General features: G+C 70.8%; 18 protein-coding genes, 1 pseudogene and 1 riboswitch. Of the genes and pseudogenes, 6 read left to right on the forward strand and 13 right to left on the reverse strand.

Features of this window, described 5'->3' with window-relative positions:
* Window positions 1–15 precede the first annotated feature (15 nt).
* Window positions 16–657, reverse strand: coding sequence for an NAD(P)-dependent oxidoreductase (locus ACFPLC_RS07365; protein WP_378195588.1), 642 nt, complete (start codon window positions 655–657; stop codon window positions 16–18).
* Window positions 658–756: 99 nt separating this feature from the next.
* On the reverse strand, window positions 757–1851 hold the full coding sequence (locus tag ACFPLC_RS07370; RefSeq protein WP_378195986.1) for a hypothetical protein: 1095 nt from the start codon (window positions 1849–1851) through the stop codon (window positions 757–759).
* Between the two features lie 349 nt (window positions 1852–2200).
* Here ACFPLC_RS07370 and ACFPLC_RS07375 point away from each other — a divergent pair, with 349 nt between their 5' ends.
* The 4 genes from ACFPLC_RS07375 to ACFPLC_RS07390 all read left to right on the forward strand — a co-directional run bounded on the left by ACFPLC_RS07375 (window position 2201) and on the right by ACFPLC_RS07390 (window position 4275).
* Entirely contained in the window at window positions 2201–2800 is a 600-nt protein-coding gene (locus tag ACFPLC_RS07375; protein WP_378195591.1) for a 50S ribosomal protein L25/general stress protein Ctc, read from the forward strand.
* Window positions 2801–2809: 9 nt separating this feature from the next.
* Window positions 2810–3403, forward strand: coding sequence for an aminoacyl-tRNA hydrolase (gene pth, locus ACFPLC_RS07380; protein ID WP_378195594.1), 594 nt, complete (start codon window positions 2810–2812; stop codon window positions 3401–3403).
* 21 nt (window positions 3404–3424) lie between these two features.
* Window positions 3425–3745, forward strand: coding sequence for a DivIVA domain-containing protein (locus ACFPLC_RS07385; protein WP_191307187.1), 321 nt, complete (start codon window positions 3425–3427; stop codon window positions 3743–3745).
* Window positions 3746–3918: 173 nt separating this feature from the next.
* Window positions 3919–4275: a DivIVA domain-containing protein gene (locus ACFPLC_RS07390; RefSeq protein ID WP_378195597.1), complete on the forward strand. Its 357-nt coding sequence runs from the start codon at window positions 3919–3921 to the stop codon at window positions 4273–4275.
* A 61-nt stretch (window positions 4276–4336) separates the two neighbouring features.
* Here ACFPLC_RS07390 and ACFPLC_RS07395 read toward each other — a convergent pair whose 3' ends face one another.
* From ACFPLC_RS07395 to metG, 9 genes are all read right to left on the reverse strand, one after another.
* Window positions 4337–6025: a fatty acyl-AMP ligase gene (locus tag ACFPLC_RS07395; protein ID WP_378195600.1), complete on the reverse strand. Its 1689-nt coding sequence runs from the start codon at window positions 6023–6025 to the stop codon at window positions 4337–4339.
* 25 nt (window positions 6026–6050) lie between these two features.
* Window positions 6051–7817, reverse strand: coding sequence for an ABC-F family ATP-binding cassette domain-containing protein (locus tag ACFPLC_RS07400; protein WP_378195603.1), 1767 nt, complete (start codon window positions 7815–7817; stop codon window positions 6051–6053).
* A 4-nt stretch (window positions 7818–7821) separates the two neighbouring features.
* Window positions 7822–8229, reverse strand: coding sequence for an ASCH domain-containing protein (locus ACFPLC_RS07405; RefSeq protein WP_378195606.1), 408 nt, complete (start codon window positions 8227–8229; stop codon window positions 7822–7824).
* The gene (locus ACFPLC_RS07410) at window positions 8226–9188 is read right to left on the reverse strand and encodes a 4-(cytidine 5'-diphospho)-2-C-methyl-D-erythritol kinase (RefSeq protein WP_378195609.1); all 963 of its coding nucleotides are present in this window, start codon (window positions 9186–9188) and stop codon (window positions 8226–8228) included. Before ACFPLC_RS07410 ends, ACFPLC_RS07405 begins: the two co-directional genes overlap by 4 nt.
* A 69-nt stretch (window positions 9189–9257) precedes the next feature.
* Window positions 9258–10271, reverse strand: coding sequence for a methionine ABC transporter ATP-binding protein (locus ACFPLC_RS07415; RefSeq protein ID WP_378195612.1), 1014 nt, complete (start codon window positions 10269–10271; stop codon window positions 9258–9260).
* Between the two features lie 209 nt (window positions 10272–10480).
* Window positions 10481–10571, reverse strand: a riboswitch (SAM riboswitch).
* A gap of 125 nt (window positions 10572–10696) precedes the next feature.
* Window positions 10697–11533 carry a 16S rRNA (adenine(1518)-N(6)/adenine(1519)-N(6))-dimethyltransferase RsmA gene (gene rsmA, locus ACFPLC_RS07420; protein WP_378195615.1) on the reverse strand — a complete coding sequence of 279 codons (837 nt, stop codon included), beginning with the start codon at window positions 11531–11533 and terminating at the stop codon, window positions 10697–10699.
* Window positions 11534–11757: 224 nt separating this feature from the next.
* Complete coding sequence (locus ACFPLC_RS07425) at window positions 11758–13185, reverse strand: transglycosylase family protein (RefSeq protein ID WP_378195618.1); 1428 nt, start codon at window positions 13183–13185, stop codon at window positions 11758–11760.
* Between the two features lie 209 nt (window positions 13186–13394).
* Entirely contained in the window at window positions 13395–14231 is an 837-nt protein-coding gene (locus tag ACFPLC_RS07430) for a TatD family hydrolase (RefSeq protein ID WP_378195621.1), read from the reverse strand.
* Between the two features lie 9 nt (window positions 14232–14240).
* Entirely contained in the window at window positions 14241–16037 is a 1797-nt protein-coding gene (gene metG / locus ACFPLC_RS07435; protein WP_378195623.1) for a methionine--tRNA ligase, read from the reverse strand.
* A 53-nt stretch (window positions 16038–16090) separates the two neighbouring features.
* On the opposite strand from metG, the pseudogene ACFPLC_RS07440 reads away from it, so the two are divergent.
* A pseudogene (locus ACFPLC_RS07440) lies at window positions 16091–16479 on the forward strand (PadR family transcriptional regulator); the annotation flags it as partial.
* On the opposite strand, the gene ACFPLC_RS07445 reads toward ACFPLC_RS07440, so the two are convergent.
* Both ACFPLC_RS07445 and ACFPLC_RS47555 read right to left on the reverse strand, forming a co-directional pair.
* Window positions 16463–16594, reverse strand: coding sequence for a hypothetical protein (locus ACFPLC_RS07445; RefSeq protein ID WP_378196013.1), 132 nt, complete (start codon window positions 16592–16594; stop codon window positions 16463–16465). The pseudogene ACFPLC_RS07440 and the gene ACFPLC_RS07445 sit on opposite strands and share 17 nt — an antisense overlap.
* Window positions 16573–16770, reverse strand: coding sequence for a hypothetical protein (locus tag ACFPLC_RS47555; RefSeq protein WP_465251647.1), 198 nt, complete (start codon window positions 16768–16770; stop codon window positions 16573–16575). The genes ACFPLC_RS07445 and ACFPLC_RS47555 overlap by 22 nt, the downstream gene beginning before the upstream one ends.
* Before the next feature lie 120 nt (window positions 16771–16890).
* On the opposite strand from ACFPLC_RS47555, the gene ACFPLC_RS07455 reads away from it, so the two are divergent.
* Window positions 16891–17505: a glycoside hydrolase family 25 protein gene (locus ACFPLC_RS07455; RefSeq protein WP_378195988.1), complete on the forward strand. Its 615-nt coding sequence runs from the start codon at window positions 16891–16893 to the stop codon at window positions 17503–17505.
* Window positions 17506–17514 lie beyond the last annotated feature (9 nt).

The following is a 17514-nucleotide window of genomic DNA, read 5'->3' on the forward strand; positions in this document are numbered from 1 at the left end:
CGGCCGCGGCAGGGTTCAGTAGGCGACGGTGAAGCGGGCGCGGCGGTGCTTCGGCTGCTCGATCTCGTCGACGTAGGCGATCGCGAAGTCGTCGCCGCCGATGTGGGACTTGCCGTTCTCGTCCGTCAGCAGGACGTCCCCGCCGATGCGGAACTCGCCCGTGCGCTCGCCCGGCGTCCACGCGCCGAACTCGGCGGCGGGGCTGACGTAGAACCAGTCGAGGCTCTCCGGCTGCTCGCGCAGCAGGCCGAGGACCTCGGCGTGGCTGCCCGCCTCCTCCTTGTACTCGGCCGGGAACTCCGGGGTGTCGAACAGCCGCGGGCCGCCCTCGGCCACGTACAGGCTCGCCGCGCCGCCGACGAACGACAGCCGGACGCCGTTCTCGCTCGCGATCCGGGCCAGGGCCGGGACCGCGTCGATCAGCTTCTTGCCGTCGATCTCCCGCGCCGGGGTGGCGACCACGAAGACGTCCGCGTCCTTCGCCAAGCCCGCCACGAACTCCTCGTCGTGCAGCGAACCCTGCCGCTCGTCGACACCCTCGGGCGCCGAGCCCGCGTGCCGCGCGACCCCGACGACCTCGTGCCCGCGCCGCAGCGCCTCCGCGCCGATCCTGCCCCCGGCGTACCCGGTTCCCCCGAAAATGACCAGCTTGGCCATGGCTGTTTCTCCGTTCGTCTCGGCTGTCCGCAACCGAGACTAGGAACGGAAGATCACCTACTTCAACGGAAGCAACACACCCGGGGGTAGGTGTCCAGGTCAGCCGCCCAGGCCGGCGAACTCCGCGGCGATCTTGCCCTTGACGGCGTCGACGTCCAGCCCCGCGCGCACCTCCGCCGTCGCGGTCGGCTTGGAGAGCACCTGGTAGCTGGCCGTGCGGTTGGGCAGCTTGAACTTCACGTCGCAGGACAGCGAGATCGTCTTGTACGGCTCCGCGTCCGCGGCCGCCGTGCACGTCTGCGCGCCGAGCGACTCGGCGCTGACTTCGACCGAGAGGGTGATGTGGACGACGCTCTTCTCACCCGACGCCGGCGTGCCGACGACGCTGTTGGAGACGTCGACCGTCGTCGTGCAGGAGCCGACGAAGTCCTTGCAGTCGAGCTTGTCGTTGGTGACGACCGCGCTCGCCTGCACCAAGCCCTCGAACGGCTGCCCCAGGCCGGCGACGGCGGCGTCGAGGTCGGTGTGGAACGTCTTGACCGCGTCCCCGGCGAGCGGGATGACCCCGAATTCGGCGCCGTACTTCGGGCCGTTCTGCGGGTCGAGCAGGGCCGGGGCGAAGCTGACGACGCGGTTCGGCTTGGCCGCCGTGACGCGCAGGACGCTCGGCGCGGCGCCGAGCTGGTAGACCTCGGTGCCGTCCGGCAGCTTGGCCTTGACCGGCTCGCCCACCCGGTCGAGCCCGGCCAGCGCCTTGCGCAGGCCTTCGGCGAGCGCCGGCGGCGCGAACCGGGCCGCCGGGTCGAAGGGCAGCTCGGACCCGAGCGAGCGCACCCAGCTCGTGCCGAACTGCGTGCCCTCGTCGATCGCGTGCGCCTTCCAGTAGTCGGCGTCGGCCTGCAGGTAGAACTGGCTCGCGGCGGCCGTCACCCGGACGAAACGGCCTTCCAGCGGCAGCGCGCCGAAGGCGTAGCCGCCGCGGGTGATCCGGAACTGCTGCTCGCTGCCCTGCACCGTGGACTTCAGCGCGACCGCGGGCGCCTGGCCCAGCGCCGTGAGGGCGGCGTCGACCGCCGCGCGCTGCTCGGCGCGCCGGTCCGCCGTCGCCTGGTCGGCCGCGGAGACCCCGGCGGTCCCGGCGACCGCCACCTGGCAGCCGGCCAGCACCCCGCCCAGCAGCAGCACCGCCGCCACCCTGCTCCACCGAGCCCGCATTTCGCCCCCTGCTCTCCCGCTACCGAGCACACCTCGGCCGGCGTTGTCCCGCCACCGGATTTGTGTCGTCACGTACCGGGGTTCCAGGAGGGTTCTAGCCTGGGCCGGGCACCCGCCGCAACCCACCGTGATGAGGTTGGTTTACACTCTTGAGGTTGTCTCGGCGAGGCGGGGCCCTTCTGGGGTGCCCGGCGTGATCGACGCGGCGGCTCGAGTAGCCCCCGTCGTCGTGCACGCCCGGAAACTCGCCGCCGAAACTTCCTTGAACAGAACATATCGGCTTCTCCCCGCCGCAGCATGCTGTCTTGATTTGAAGGAGTGCAACACCGTGTCCGAGGTACGTCTGTCCGTCGAGCCGCGCACCGAGTTCGGCAAGGGCGCCGCGCGCCGCACGCGTCGCGCCGGCAAGATCCCCGCCGTCCTCTACGGCCACGGGTCGGACCCGCGGCACTTCGCGCTGCCGGCGATCGAGTTCGCCCGCGTCGTGCGCGAGAACGGCTCGAACGCCGTCATCACCCTGGACCTGGAGGGCTCCAGCGAGCTGGCCCTGACCAAGACCATCGTGGTGCACCCGCTGAAGAACTACATCGAGCACGTCGACCTGCTGGTCGTCAAGCGCGGCGAGAAGGTCACCGTCGACGTCCCCGTCGTCGTGAGCGGCACCCCCGGCCCGGGCGGCCTGGTCAACCAGGACGTCGACACCCTGCAGGTCGAGGTCGAGGCGCTGCACATCCCGGAGCAGGTCGAGGTCTCGATCGAGGGCCTCGAGGTCGGCACCCAGATCCTGGCCGGCCAGGTCCAGCTGCCGCAGGGCGCGACCCTGGTCACCGACCCGGAGTCGCTGGTCGTGTCGGTCAACGAGCCGCAGCGTGAAGAGGCCGACGACGAGGCCGAAGCTGGCGAAGAGTCGGCCGAAGCCGCCGAATAACATCGCTGTATGACCGAAGATCTGCCCGGGGCCGGCGAGCTTGTTCTGCTCGCCGGCCTCGGCAATCCTGGACCCCAGTACGCCGGAAACCGGCACAACGTCGGGTTCATGGTGCTGGACGAGCTCGCCGCCCGCGTCGGCGGCAAGTTCAAAGCCCACAAGACCGGCGGCGAAGTCCTCGAAGGCCGGCTGGCCGGCCGCCGGGTGGTGCTGGTGAAGCCGCGCTCGTACATGAACCTCTCCGGCGGTCCGGTGGTCGGCGCGGCGAAGTTCTACAAGGTGCCGCCGTCCGGCGTGGTCGTGGTGCACGACGAGCTCGACGTCGACTTCGGTGCGCTGAAGCTCAAGTTCGGCGGCGGCGACAACGGCCACAACGGGCTCCGCTCGATCACGAAGTCGCTGGGCAGCCGCGACTACTACCGGGTGCGGTTCGGCATCGGCCGCCCGCCCGGCCGTCAGGACCCGGCGGACTTCGTGCTCAAGGACTTTTCGACGGTCGAGCGCAAGGAACTCCCGCTGGAGGTGGACCGGTGCGCGGACGCCACCGAGGCGTTGCTCGGGACCGGCCTCGCGGCCGCGCAGAACTCCTTCCACGCGGGCTGACATGGGTGGCAAGGTGAAGCCATGACCCCCGACGAAGTCCGGGCGATCGCTTTCGGCAAACCCCGGTTCGGCCGTCGCGGCTACAACGAGGACGAGGTCGACGCGTTCCTCGACCTCATCGCCGAGGCGCTGGCCGGGCGGAACATCCTGACCCCGGACGACATCCACTACGTCGAGTTCACGATCATGCCGGTCGGCATGCGCAGCTACGACCAGGCCCAGGTCGACCTGTTCCTCGACGAGGCCGAGGCGGCGCTGGTGGAGCTGCGCAACCCGCGGCCGGAGGTCGTCGAGGAGCCGCAGCGGCCGCAGGGGACCCGGAAGTGGTTCGGGCGCGGTTGACCACGCTGTGAACCCCGCCACACAGCGCTGAGTAGCGCGAACTCACCCGAAGGCGGCGCGCCGCCGCCCGTGGGGGTGAGGTTCGGGTTCGCCCCTTTCGGGGCGCCTGTTCACGGGTTAGGACGGTGTGCGGGAGTTTTCGCCCGCGCCCAACCCCGGAATCGGAGAGTTCCATGTCGTTCACCGCCGAAGACCTCGCCGAGGTCACCTTCGGTAACGCCCCGATCGGCCGCCGTGGTTACGCGAAGCACGAGGTCGACGCGTTCGTCCGGCGGATCGCCAAGACGCTCGCCGACGAGGACGACCTGACCGCCGCCGAAGTGCACCACGTGATGTTCGCGAAGCCGCTGATCGGCAAGCGCGGCTACGACGAGCGCGAAGTCGACGAGTTCCTCGACGCGGTGGAGGACCAGCTCGCCGCCCGCACCGGCCAGGCCCCGGACCTGCCGGGCGCCCGCACGGCACCGGAAGCCACCACCGAGCGAGCCGCCCCGCCGACGATCCGGGCGGTCCGCGTCCAGCAGCGCTGACCCCCACGCCTTGAATGACTCATTCATGACCTCGGAGGTCATGAATGAGTCATTCAAGACATCAGGCGTCCGCGTTCTTCTTGATCCGGTCCGCGAACTGCTGGGCCGTGGCCGCGCGCTTCACCTTGCCGGACGGCGTCTTCGGGAGGCTCCCCGCCGGGAGCACCACCACCGCGTACGGCCGCATGTCGACCGCGTCGCGGACCCGCGCCGAGACCTGCTTCATCAGGTTCTTCTCGGCCTCGGCGTCACCCGCCAGCTTCGACTCCACGACCACCGCGAACCGCTCGCGGCGGCTGCCCGCGTCCAGCCGGACCGCCACCGCGTTGCCCGCGCGCACGCCCTCGACCGACGTCGCCGCGCGCTCGATGTCCGTCGGGTACAGGTTGCGGCCGCCCATGATGATGACGTCCTTGCGGCGGCCGCAGATGACGATCTGGCCGTCGACCAGGTACCCGAGGTCGCCGGTGTTGAGCCACCCGTCCTCGTCCTGCGTCGCGAGCGGGCCGTCCATGGTCAGGTAGCCGGGTGTCACGGCCTCGCCGCGCAGCCGGATCTCGCCGACCTGACGCTCGCCCACCGGCGAACCCGACTCGTCGACGATCTCCGCTTCCAGCCCGTCGAGGGGACGGCCGAGCAGCGCGAACGACCGGACGCTGTCGGTGCCGCGCCGCGGGTCGCCCTCGGGGACCGGCACCGCGCGGTTCTCCGCCTCCAGCGCGTCCGCTTCGACGACGTCGAGGGTGAGGCCGGTGAACAGCGGCGCGAACGAGACGGCGAGGGTCGCTTCGGCCATGCCGTAGGCCGGGAAGACGCACTCGGCGGGCATCTTGAACCGCGCGCCGGCGTCCACGAAGGTCTGGACGGCGGTCTCGTCGATGGGCTCGGCACCGTTCAGCGCGATGCGCAGCGTCGACAGGTCGTACGCGTCGTCTTCGTCGACGCGGGCCATCCGGCGCCCGACGATGGCGTACGCGAAGTTCGGCGCCGCGGTGGTGGTGCCGTGGTACTTGGTGATGAGCTCCGGCCAGATCAACGGGCCCGAGAGGAACTCGACCGGCGTGATCTTGATCAGCTCGACGCCGAAGGTCATCGGCACGGTCAGGAAGCCGACCATCCCCATGTCGTGGAAGGTCGGCAGCCAGGAGACCATCACGTCGACGTCGAAGTCGAACTCCGCGCGGTCGACCATGGCCTTGACGTTGGAGTAGAGGTTGCCGTAGGTGATCCGTACGGCCTTCGGATCGGCGGTCGAGCCGCTGGTGAGCTGCAGGAGCGCGGTGTCGCCCTCGTCGGTGGTCACGACGTCGGCGAGCGGCTCGGCGCCGGCGAGCTCGGTGATGAGCTTGAACCCGATGCCCTTCTGCTCCAGGACCGGCGCGAGCTGGTCGAACGGCTCGCCGAGCAGCACGAGGTCGGAGCCGATCATCCCGAGCACCCGCACGGTGTCCTCGGCCCATTCGGCGAGATCGGTGCGCGGGGTCGGCTGGTGCAGCATGGTGACGCTGCCACCGGCCAGCCACACGGCCTGCACGGTCGGCGCGATCAGCACCGGCGCCGCGGCCAGCACGCCGACGGCGGTTCCCGGCCGGAACCCCGAGGCGACGAGCCCACCGGCGATCCGCCGGGCTTCTTCGTGCACCTCGCTCCAGGTCCGCCGGACCGGCTCCTTCGGCTCCCCGGTGACCATCCCCCGCTGCTGACCCCGCCCCGTCGCGGTGGCGACGAGCGTGTCCACGAACCTGCTCATGGTGCAGACATTACTGGGAGCTGTGTCACTCCAGCAGTTCGGACGTCTCCAGCCAGCGGCCTTCGACGTCCTCGATCTCGCCCTGGACGCCCTTCAGCTCGGCGTTGAGCTCCATCAGCTTCGCCGGGTCCGTCGCCGCCGCCAGCAGGGAGGCGTGGAGCTTCTCCTCCTTCGCGTGCAGCTGGTCGAGCTTGCGCTCCAGCCGGCCCAGCTCCTTCTGCGCCGCGCGCAGGTCCGCCGCCGACTTCTTCGCCTCGGCCTTGGCCGCCGTCGGAGCGGCCGCGGCCGCCGGTTCCTTGGCGAGAGCGCGGCGGTTCAGGTACTCCTCGATGCCGCCCGGCAGGTGGGTGATGCGGCCGTCGCCGAAGAGCGCGACGATCGTGTCGCACACCCGCTCCACCAGGTAGCGGTCGTGGGACACCACGACCATCGTGCCCGGCCAGCCGTCGAGGAGGTCCTCCAGCTGCTGCAGCGTGTCGATGTCCAGGTCGTTCGTCGGCTCGTCGAGGAGCAGGACGTTCGGCTCGGCCATCAGCAGCCGGCACAGCTGCAGGCGCCGCCGCTCGCCGCCGGAGAGGTCCCCGACCGGCGTCCACTGGCGGGCCGCCGGAAAGCCGAGCTTCTCGCCCAGCTGCGACGCCGTCATCTCCTGCTTGCCGAACACCACGCGCCCGGCTACCTGCTCGATCGCCTGCAGCACGCGCAGGTCGCCGGGCAGGTCGTCGAGCTCCTGGCGCAGGTGTGCGAGCGCGACCGTCTTGCCCTCGATCCGGCGGCCGGTCGACGCCTCGACGTCGCCGCCGAGCAGCTTCAGCAGCGACGTCTTGCCCGAGCCGTTCACGCCGACCAGCCCGATCCGGTCGCCCGGCCCGATCCGCCAGGTGACGTGGTCGAGCAGCGTCCGCTCGCCCACCCGGTACGTCGTGTCCTCCAGCTCCAGCACGGTCTTCCCGAGCCGCCGCTTCGCGAACGCCTGCAGCTCGACGGAATCCCGCGGCGGCGGCACGTCGGCGATCAGCGCTTCGGCCGCTTCGACCCGGTAGCGCGGCTTCGACGAGCGGGCCTGCGGGCCGCGGCGCAGCCACGCCAGCTCCTTGCGGGCCAGGTTCTGCCGCTTCTCCTCGGCCGTCGCGGCCAGTCGCGCGCGCTCGGCACGCGCGAAGATCCAGTCGGCGTAACCACCTTCGTACTGCTCGACGCGGCCGTTCGCGACCTCCCACGTCAGCGTCGCGACCGTGTCGAGGAACCACCGGTCGTGCGTGACGACCACGACGGCGACCTTCCGGGCCAGCAGGTGGTCGGCGAGCCACCGGACACCTTCGACGTCCAGGTGGTTGGTCGGCTCGTCGAGCACGATGAGGTCGAGCTCGCCGGTCAGCGCGGCAGCGAGGGAGACCCGGCGCCGCTCGCCACCGGACAGGTTCGCCGTCGGCGTGTCCAGACCGATCGCCGTGATGCCCAGTCCGTCCACAATGGAGCGGACACGGGCGTCGGCGGCCCACTCGTGCTCGGCGCCGTAACGTTCGAGCACGACGTCGCCGACCGTGCTGCCGTCCGGGAGTTCCGTGCGCTGGGTGACCACGGCCATCCGCAGGTCGCGAACGTGACTCACCCGCCCGGAGTCCGGTTCGGACAGTCCGGAAAGGACTTCCAGCAGCGTGGTCTTGCCGCCCCCGTTGAGGCCGACGACGCCGATGCGCTGCCCGGCCGCGATGCCGAGGGAGACGCCGTCCAGCAGCGGCTTCACCCCGTAGGACTTGCTCACCGCCTCCAGGTTGACCAGGTTGGCCATCCGCTCAGCCGATCCTTTCCACGATCTTGAACCGGGTCGCCACGACCAGCGTCGTGTCGTCCACGGTGAATTCCGGATCTTCCATGGCCGCGCACATTTCCGCGCTCTGCCAGTAGTCCGTGTGGTCGGCGCGCCATTCGGCGACGCTGGTGAAGCCTTCGCCTTCGTCGAGCGCGTGCTGGAGGTCCACTTCGGACAACGGGATGACCCGCACCTCGGTGGTCTCGAGGACCGCGACTCCTTCACCCGCCGAGTCGATCATCAGCTCGCGCTCGCCGACGACGGGCAGTTCTTCGCCGTACTTCTCGTATTCGGCGACCAGGCCGGTGGTCGAGGTCTTCTCCCCGCGCAGGATCGCCGCGACCAGCTTGTCGCGCAGCGGCCCGGGAAACGCGAATTCGGCGTGCTTCATGCGTGCACCCGCGGCGGGGTCGGCCGGTTCGCGTCGTCGCCGCCGACCACGCGGGCGCCGGGGACCGGGCCGTGGGCCACGCGGACCGTCCGGCACACGCCGGCGCCGGACAGCTCGGCCGCGACCTCCACCGCCGACTGCGCGTCTTCGCAGAGGAACGCGCACGTCGGCCCGGAGCCGGACACCGTGCCCGCGAGCGCGCCCGCGTTGACGCCCGCCCGGAGCGTGCGGCGCAGGTCGGGCCGCAGCGAGACCGCCGCCGCCTGCAGGTCGTTGCCCAGCAGGAGGGCCAGCTGACGCGGGTCGCCGGAGGCCAGCGCCTCGACCACCGGCGTGTGCGAGCCGATCCGGGGCGGGTTGCCCGCCGCACGCAGGCGGTCCAGCTCACCGAACACCTTCGGCGTCGACAGTCCTTCGGCGGCGAAGGCCAGCACCCAGTGGAACGTGTGCCGCGAAAGGACCGGGACCAGCTGCTCACCGCGGCCGGTGCCCAGCGCGGTGCCGCCGTAGATCGCGAACGGGACGTCGCTGCCCAGACCGGCGGCGATTTCGGCCAGCTCGTCGCGGGTGACGTCGAGGTTCCACAGGCTCGCCAGCCCGACCAGCGTCGCCGCCGCGTCGGCGCTGCCGCCCGCCATGCCGCCGGCGACCGGGATGCCCTTGCGCAGCACCACCCGGACCTTCGGCTCGCCGGAGCGCCCGACGTGCGCGGCCAGCGCTTCGACGGCCCGCCAGGCCAGGTTTTCGGGGCCGGTCGGGACCGAGCCCTCGCCCTCGCCGTAGACCTCGATGCCGGGCTCTTCGGTGACCGCGACGGTCACCTCGTCGGTCAGCGACAGCGCCTGGAACACGGTGACCAGCTCGTGGTAACCGTCTTCGCGCAGGTCGTCGACCGAAAGGTGCAGGTTGACCTTGGCCGGGACCCGGACGGTGACTGGGGGCGGAACTACGGCGAGCACCCGACCAGCCTACGTGCCCCCGGAAACGCCCCGATGCGACCTGCGCATCGGGGCGTTCGGGGACAGCGATCAGGCAGCCGCGACACCCTGCGGGCCGCGCGCGGTGTGCGTGACGTGCCCGCCGCGCTCGGCGACCCACGCCAGCGCCGCGTCGGCCCGCTCGCCGCGGACGCCGAGGCGGAACCGGCCCACCGGGGTGTCGCCGATCCGGGTCAGGCCGCCGCCGATGGTGGCGAACTCGACGTCGAAGCGGCCCGCGGCCTCCGGGAGCAGCGCGCCCACCGACGCGAAGCCGACCAGCACGACGTCGGCCGAGCGGTCGTAGCGCGCCACCTGGGCGCGGGTGGTCTCGATGGCCGGCAGCAGGGCCTGCGCGGTGCGGCTGGCCGGGTTCGAGATCAGGTCGAGCACCGTGCCGCGCTCGACGACCGTGCCGTCCTCCAGCACCGCGACGTCGTCGCAGACCCGGCGGACCACGCCCGCGTCCGGCGTCGTGACGACGACCGTGGTGCCCAGCTCGGAGCGCGCCCGGTCGAGGACGGCGAGCACCGCCCCGGCCTCCTCCGGGTCGACGCCGGCGGTCGGGTCGTCGGCGAGCAGCACGGCCGGGGCCGCCGCCAGTGCCTTCGCGACCGCCACGCGGCGGAGCTGACCGGCGGACAGCTCGCCGGGACGCTGCGCGGCGCGCTGGGTCAGGCCGACGAGGTCGAGCAGCGAGCCGACCCGGCTGCGGCGCTGCGGGCCGTCGACGCCGAGCTGCTCGAGCGGGGAAGCGATGTTGCCGGCGATGGTGCGCTCGGCGATCAGCTCCGGCTTCGTCGAAACGACGCCGAGCTGACGGCGGATTTCGCGGAGGCGGCGGCCGTCGAGGGTGCCGGTGTTGAGGCCGTCGAGGCGGACGACACCGCGGTCGGGGCGCTCCTGCAGCGCGATGCACCGGGCGAGGACGGACTTGCCGGACCCGGCGGGACCGACCACGCCGAACAGCGAGCCGGCCTGGACGTCGACGCTCACGTCCCGCAGGGCGACGACCGAATTTCCGTTGGTGGCAAAGGTTTTGGACAGGTTTTCGACGGTGATCACGAAGGCTCCAGAAAACGGGGCGCACCCGCGCGGGGACGCCCGGCCGCAAGCGAAGTCCGTCCGGTTAGGACGGTGCATGAAGAAGAGGTGGACCGGCTACGACAAGCTCAGTGGGAGCGTCGACATGCGGTCACGGAGCGGCGGCCTTCGTCGACAACGCGACGCCTGGTCAGGAGCAGGGGGCGGGCTACCCTCTTCATCGAAAACGGCCTCCATCGGTCCTGGCGGTAGCACCTGCCCTGCGGAGGGTGGTTGCTGCGACTTCGGCGAGCCAGGTCTCTCAGTCGCTCGGGATGGACGTACTGAGTAAAACCGATCCCGAGGAGCGAACGCAAGCCCGTTGGCCCAGATCACACGAGTGGCGGTGTCCGGATGACGGGATTACGGGCGGCAAGGGCGTATTTTCACGCTTCCACAGTGGATCGCTAACGCGCGGCGGCGATCCGGGCGAAGTCGTGCACGTCCAGCTGCTCGCCGCGGGTCCGGGGGTCGATCCCGGCGGCCGTCAGGAGCTCGCCGGCGCGCTCGGCCGAGCCCGCCCAGCCCGCGAGCGCGGCCCGGAGCGTCTTCCTGCGTTGTGAGAAGGCGGCGTCCACCAGGCCGAAGAGGACGTCCCGGTCTTCGGACGCCGTCGAGCCGGCACGTTCGAAGGCGACGAGCGCGGAATCGACGTTCGGCACCGGCCAGAACACCGAGCGTGGCACGGCGGCGACCTTGCGTGCGGGGCCGTACCAGGCGAGCTTGACGCTCGGCACGCCGTAGATCCGGCTGCCGGGGGCGGCGGCCATCCGGTCGGCGACCTCGGTCTGCACCATGACGAGCCCGGTCTTCAGCGAGGGCACCTCGGCCAGCAGGTGCAGCACGACGGGCACGGCGACGTTGTAGGGCAGGTTGGCGACCAGAGCGGTCGGCTCGCCCAGTTCGTCCCGGGTGACGCGCAGGGCGTCGGCCCCGACGACGGTGAGGTTTCCCGCGGCTTCCGGGCCCCGTTCGGCGACGGTCCGGGGCAGCCGTCCGGCGAGCTTGGGATCGATCTCGACGGCGACGACCCGCGCCCCGGTGGCGAGCAGCCCGAGCGTCAGCGACCCGAGCCCGGGCCCGACCTCGAGGACGACGTCGTCCGGGGTGATCCCGGCGAGCTCCACGATCCGGCGGACGGTGTTGGGATCGTGCACGAAGTTCTGCCCGAGCTTCTTGGTCGGCCGCACGTCGAGTTCGGCCGCCAGGGCGCGGATTTCGGCAGGTCCCAGCAGTTCAACCACCGGAGGAGCCTACTTGAACCCGGAACTCGCGTGATCAGCGGCGGATCTCGCGTGATCGAGCGGGCATCTCGCGTGATTGGAGGGGCATCACCGGTGATTGGGCGGGCATCGGGGTGATGCCCGCGGGAACACGCGTGATGCCCCTTCGGACACGCGTGATGCCGCTTGGCGCACGCGAAACGACCCCCGTCCGGGGTGGACGGGGGCCGGTTCGGAACCTGCTGTCAGGCCTTCTTGCCGCAGACCGGCCAGGCGCTGTAGCTGCCGCCGCGGCCGGCCTTGACCTTCTCCGCGACCGCGATCTGCTGCTCGCGCGTGGCCTGGTTCGGCAGCGCGGCGTACTCGTCGCCGCCGTAGGCGTCCCACGTGCGCTTGTCGAACTGGAGGCCGCCGTAGTAGCCGTTGCCGGTGTTGATGGCCCAGTTGCCGCCCGACTCGCACTGCGCGATGCGGTCCCACGCGGAGCCGTCGCCGATCTCCGGGTTCGGGGCCTGCTTGGTGCCGACGTGGACGATCTTCGGCTTCGGCTGGGTCAGGACCTTCTCGGAGATGCTCTCCCGGCCGACCTCTTTGCCGTTCTTCTGCGTGACCTTGTAGGTCACTTCCTTCTCACCGGGCGTGCCGGGGTCCTCGACCTGCGTCTTGCCCTTGGCCAGGTCCGGGTCGTCGACGCGCTGCTCGGGCGGGTCGATGCTCTCCTTCTGGACGACCGTCGAGACGCCGGTGCGGCTGATGTGCACCTCGGCGCCGTCGGTCAGCTTGACGTCCAGGCCGCCTTCGGCCTGGTCCTCCGGGCCCAGGGTGAGCTTGTACTCGCCCAGGAACTCCTTCGTCGTGACCGCGGTCGTCTTCACCTGCTTCGGCGCGTTGCCGCCGTCGTACAGGGTGATGTTCTTCAGGGTCTTGATCTCGACGGTGGCGCCCTCCAGGGGCAGCTCGCCGCTCTTCGGCATCGACATCCACGTGCCGGGCTTGTCGAGCTCGGTCATGCCGAGCTGGCCCAGCGCGTCGCCGAGGTGGGTCGCGCGGACCCAGGAGGTGTGCTCCACGCCGTCGACGACCATCTTCAGCTGGCGGCCGCGCTCGAGCTTGATGACGCCGCCGTCGCCGACCTCCGCCTGCGGGGACGGGGAGAGCGAGTCGTGCGCACCGACGGACAGGCCGGCGTCCTCGAGCACCTCGCCGACGGTGTCGCCGAAGGAGTGCACGGTCTGCTGGTGGCCGTCGACGTCGACGGTGATGCTCTTGTTCATCGCCAGCGCGGCCGCGCCGCCGCCGGCGACGCTGATCATGACGCTGAGCACGGCACCCTTGAGGAACCGGCGCTTCCAGACCTTGGTGGTCTGGCGGAGGCCTTCGTCCAGAGCCGCACGACGCGCTTCGGGGGAAGCGGTGCGGTCCTCCTCGAGGCCGTCCGGGATGACGATCGGCGGCAGGTACGTCGTCTCGGCGTTGATGAGCCGGATCAGTTCGTCGACGTCGACGTCGATCTCGGCCATCATCGCGTCGGCATCGGGGCCGAGCGCGGCGAGGATGTCCTGCTGTGTGATGTTCGGGTCGTCGGAGAAGTCGAGCTGGCCGTATGCCGTGTCCTCGAAATGACTGCGTTCGAGGACGGCGGAGCGCGCTCCAGCCTGTCTGCTACCTGTCACCGGGGATCGTTCCCTTTCACGAGACGACGGTCGGGGGCGCCGTCTCTACGACTGGGCGTGACGATCGGCAACTGCTGAGCGCAGGTCCGACCGGCACGATCACGGGACAGTAACGGGTCCGGGCGGGTTGCGCAAACACCCCCCGGAGTGTCGTGATCTGGGTCACTCCATCAGGTGGGCGAGCCGGAAACCCTGTTGTCGCAATGCGTTCAACCCGATGTGACGCTGGGGAGTCGGTAGACCCGCTCGGCGGTGGTCCGGACCGCTTCGGCGACTTCGTGGACAGCTTCGCCCCTGAGCGCCGCGAGGTGACGGACGGTGTAAGCGGCGCCGAACGGCTCGTTCGGCCGCCCACGGAACGGGTGGGGGGTCAGAAACGGCGCGTCGGTCTCGACGAGGTACTGCCCCGCCGGGCACAGCCGCGCCGCCTCGTGGAGCTCCTTCGCGTTCTTGAACGTCACCGTGCCCGCGAAGGAAAGGACAAAGCCCGCGTCGACGCACTTGCGGGCCATTTCCGCGTCCCCGGAAAAACAATGGAAAATTACGGCATTCGGCGCACCCTCTTCGGCCAGGATGCGCAGCACGTCGTCGTGGGCCTCGCGGTCGTGGATCATCAGCGGCTTGCCGAGCCGCTTGGCGAGGTCGATGTGCCAGCGGAACGCCTCCTGCTGGGCGTCGTGCGGCGAGTAGTCCCAGTAGTAGTCGAGACCGGTCTCGCCGACGGCGACCACGCGCTCGTGCGCCGCCAGGTGCTCCACCTCGGCCCGCTCGGCCTCGCCGAACTCCTTGGTCCGGGTCGGGTGGATCGCCACGGCGGCCCAGACCCGGCGGTCCCAGGTCGCCGCCTCGGTGGCCCAGCGAGCGGAGGCGAGATCGTCCGCGACCGTGACGACGCGGGCGACGCCGGCGCGCTCGGCGCGGTCGACCATGGCCGTGACATCGGCCGCGGTGACCGCGCCGCACGCGTCGAGATGGGTGTGCGCGTCCACCACCGACACCGGGAGCCTGTCCGGGACAGGCGGCAGCTCGCGCTTCTGATCACCCATGCGTTCTTCTTACTCCTTGATGATCGGCGCCCACTCCGGACCGGTCTCGCCGAGCGCCGGGTCGAGCTTGGTGAACAGCGGCGACGGCTTCTGCAGCGGCTTGCCGACCTCGATCGGCGTCGACGCCCACTTGGCCTGCTCGGCCGCGTAGTCGCCGGTGAGGATCGGGTTGACCCGGCCGTCGATGTCGAGGTCGTCGACCTCCTTGAGCTCCGGCTGGGCGGCCCAGACACCGGTGCCGCCGAGGGCCTCGTGCACCTTCTGCGCCGAGTGCGGCAGGAACGGCGTCAGCAGCGTGTTGGCGTCCGAGACGACCTGCAGCGCGGTGTGCAGCACGGTGTCGCGCCGAGTCGGGTCGTCCTTGAGCTTCCACGGCTCCTGGTCGGAGATGTACTTGTTCGCCGCGGTGACGACCTTCATCGCCTCGGCCGCCGCCAGCTTGAACCGGGACCGGGCCAGGTGCGCGCCCGCGGTGTCGAACGCCTTGCGCGACAACGCCTTCAGCTCTTCGTCGGCCGCCGTCGGCGCCTCCGGGCGCGGGATGGCGCCGACATTCTTGTGCGCCATCGAGATGGACCGGTTGACCAGGTTGCCCCACTCGTTGGCCAGCTCGAAGTTCGTCCGGCGGACGAACTCGTCCCAGGTGAAGTCGGTGTCCTGGGTCTCCGGGCCGGCGACCGAGATGAAGTACCGCAGCGTGTCCGGGCCGAAGTCGCGCAGGAAGTCCTCGACGTAGATCACGCGCCCGCGCGAGGTCGAGAACTTCGAGCCGCTCATCGTGAGGAACTCGCTGGAGACGATTTCGTCCGGCAGGTGCAGGCGGCCGTACTTGCCCGGCTCGCCCCCCTTGTCGCCCTCGCCGTTGTGCCCGAACAGCAGCGCCGGCCAGATCTGGGCGTGGAAGGTGATGTTGTCCTTGCCCATGAAGTAGTAGGAGCGCGCGTCGGCGTTGTTCCACCACTCCTGCCAGGCGTCCGGGTTGCCGGAGCGCCGCGCCCACTCGACACTGGCCGAGAAGTACCCGATCACCGCGTCGAACCAGACGTAGAACCGCTTCAGCGGCTGGTCGCGCCAGCCGTCGAGCGGGATCTTGACGCCCCAGTCGAGGTCACGGGTGATCGGCCGCGGCCGCATGTCGTCGATCAGGTTCTTGGTGAAGTTGAGGACGTTCGGGCGCCAGTCGGTCTTGGTGCCCAGCCAGTCGCCGAGGGTCTTGGTGAACGCCGGCAGGTCGAGGAAGTAGTGCTCGGTCTCGACGAACTTCGGCGTCTCGCCGTTGATCCGCGACTTGGGGTTGATCAGCTCCGCGGCGTCGAGCTGGTTGCCGCAGTTGTCGCACTGATCGCCGCGCGCGCCGTCGTACCCGCAGATCGGGCAGGTGCCCTCGACGTAGCGGTCGGGCAGCGTGCGGCCGGTGGACGGGCTGATCGCGCCACGGGTCGTCTTCGGCACGACGTAGCCGTTGCGGTGCAGCGCCAGGAAGATCTGCTGCGTCACCTCGGCGTGGTTGCCGGTCGTGGTCCGGGTGAACAGGTCGTAGGACAGGCCGAGGCCCTGCAGGTCGGCGCCGATCTGGCGGGTGTACTTGTCCGCCGTCTCCTGCGGGGTCGAGTCCTCCTTGTCCGCCTGGACGGTGATCGGGGTGCCGTGTTCGTCGGTGCCGGACACCATGAGCACCCGGTTGCCGGCCATTCGCTGGTAGCGGGAGAAGACGTCGGACGGGACGCCGAATCCGGACACGTGGCCGATGTGGCGGGGGCCGTTGGCGTAGGGCCAGGCCACCGCGGTCAACACAGGGGTGCTCATACCTTATTAGCCTACGGAGGGCGTCACGCACGTTTTCGAGAGGGAGGCCCCGGTTGTCGGCGACACGGCTGCTCGCGCTCGGGGTGGTGCGGATGTTCGGCCGCGCCCACGGCTACCAGGTGCGGCGCGAGCTGCTGACCTGGCCGGCCGACGAGTGGGCCAACGTCCAGCCGGGGTCGATCTACCACGCGCTCAAGAAGATGACCGCCGAGGACCTGCTGGAGCAGGTCGACGTCGAGCCGGGCGAGGGCGGCCCGGACCGCGCCGCGTACCGGCTGACCGGCTGACCGGCTGACCGGCTGACCGGCGAGGGTGAGCAGGAGTACCAGGTGCTGCTCTCGAAGGCGCTGTCCGATCCCCGGGCGAGCCACTCGGACCTGTCGGCCGCGATCTCGCTGATGACCACCTGCCCCGGGCCCGGGTGATCAACCTGCTGCGGCAGCCAGGGCACCCAGCACCCGGTCCCGGGCGAACAGCGGCCGACGGCGGCTCAGCACCCACCCGGCGAAGGCCGCCCAGGCCAGGCCGACCGCGATCAGCCCGGCGAAGGCGGCCAACCGGGACGAGAACGCGTTCCCGTCGGCGCGCTGTCGGACCGGCTGATCGTCATCGACGGCGGCAGGATCGTCGCCGAGGGGACGCCGGACGCGCTGAAGGCGCGGGTCAACGGCGCTCTGTTCACGGGCAGTGTCGTGGTGCTGGTGATGGCGGCGTTGTCCCTCTGGTGGGGCACCCGGACCTTCCAGAAAGACAGTGCCTGACCAAAAGGCCTGATCAACACGGGCGCGTGCCGCTGCGGGGCCGCCTCCGGCGACGTATGGTGTGCTCTCCACCGACGTGCCGGGGGCGGACCGTGACAGAGCCGGAGAGTGAGCTCGGCATCTCGCTGTCACACCGCGAGCGCGTGTCCGACTGGCAAGCCGTGCGCGGCGCGCAGACCCGGTTCGTGTCGGTGACGATCAGCGAGAACGTCAACTGGAGCAACCCGGCCGCGGAGCGCAACCTCGCCGGCGCCCAGGAAGCCGGGCTGCACGCCGGTGGCCGCCACTACGCCCGGCCCGGTGCGGTGCACGACCAGGCGGAATTCTTCGTGCGGACGGCGAGCCGGCTCGGGGCGTTCGCCACCGGGTCGCTCGCCCCGGCGCTGGAGGTCGCGGCGCCGAGCGTCGACGACCGGTTCGTCAAGGCGTGGATCAAGCACGTCCGGCACGCGGCGCGCATCGAGCGGGTGCTGGTCTACGCCGACTACGACTGCTGGCAGCACCGCCTGCACCCGGACCGCTGGGCCGACAGCGAGGTCGTGCTGTGGCTCGTCCGGCACAACGGCATCCCCGGGCGCGCGGGCTGGTTCCACTCGCGGCTCGGGGTGCACCAGCACGCGTACGCCCCGGACGTGCCCGGCATCGCGGCGCCGGTGGAGCAGAACGCCGTCGTGTACCCGTTCACATTGGGTGATTTGCTGCTCTGACGTGTGGTG

Origin of the sequence: Amycolatopsis plumensis (genome assembly GCF_042652605.1) — a bacterium.
GTDB lineage: Bacteria > Actinomycetota > Actinomycetes > Mycobacteriales > Pseudonocardiaceae > Amycolatopsis > Amycolatopsis plumensis.

What these genes read in the sequence shown, in the direction of transcription:
- ACFPLC_RS07365 (WP_378195588.1), bottom strand. Translation starts at nt 657, where the DNA reads ATGGCCAAGCTGGTCATTTTCGGGGGAACCGGGTACGCCGGGGGCAGG.
- pth (WP_378195594.1), top strand. Translation starts at nt 2,810, where the DNA reads ATGACCGAAGATCTGCCCGGGGCCGGCGAGCTTGTTCTGCTCGCCGGC.
- ACFPLC_RS07385 (WP_191307187.1), top strand. Translation starts at nt 3,425, where the DNA reads ATGACCCCCGACGAAGTCCGGGCGATCGCTTTCGGCAAACCCCGGTTC.
- ACFPLC_RS07390 (WP_378195597.1), top strand. Translation starts at nt 3,919, where the DNA reads ATGTCGTTCACCGCCGAAGACCTCGCCGAGGTCACCTTCGGTAACGCC.
- ACFPLC_RS07395 (WP_378195600.1), bottom strand. Translation starts at nt 6,025, where the DNA reads ATGAGCAGGTTCGTGGACACGCTCGTCGCCACCGCGACGGGGCGGGGT.
- ACFPLC_RS07400 (WP_378195603.1), bottom strand. Translation starts at nt 7,817, where the DNA reads ATGGCCAACCTGGTCAACCTGGAGGCGGTGAGCAAGTCCTACGGGGTG.
- ACFPLC_RS07405 (WP_378195606.1), bottom strand. Translation starts at nt 8,229, where the DNA reads ATGAAGCACGCCGAATTCGCGTTTCCCGGGCCGCTGCGCGACAAGCTG.
- ACFPLC_RS07430 (WP_378195621.1), bottom strand. Translation starts at nt 14,231, where the DNA reads ATGGGTGATCAGAAGCGCGAGCTGCCGCCTGTCCCGGACAGGCTCCCG.
- metG (WP_378195623.1), bottom strand. Translation starts at nt 16,037, where the DNA reads ATGAGCACCCCTGTGTTGACCGCGGTGGCCTGGCCCTACGCCAACGGC.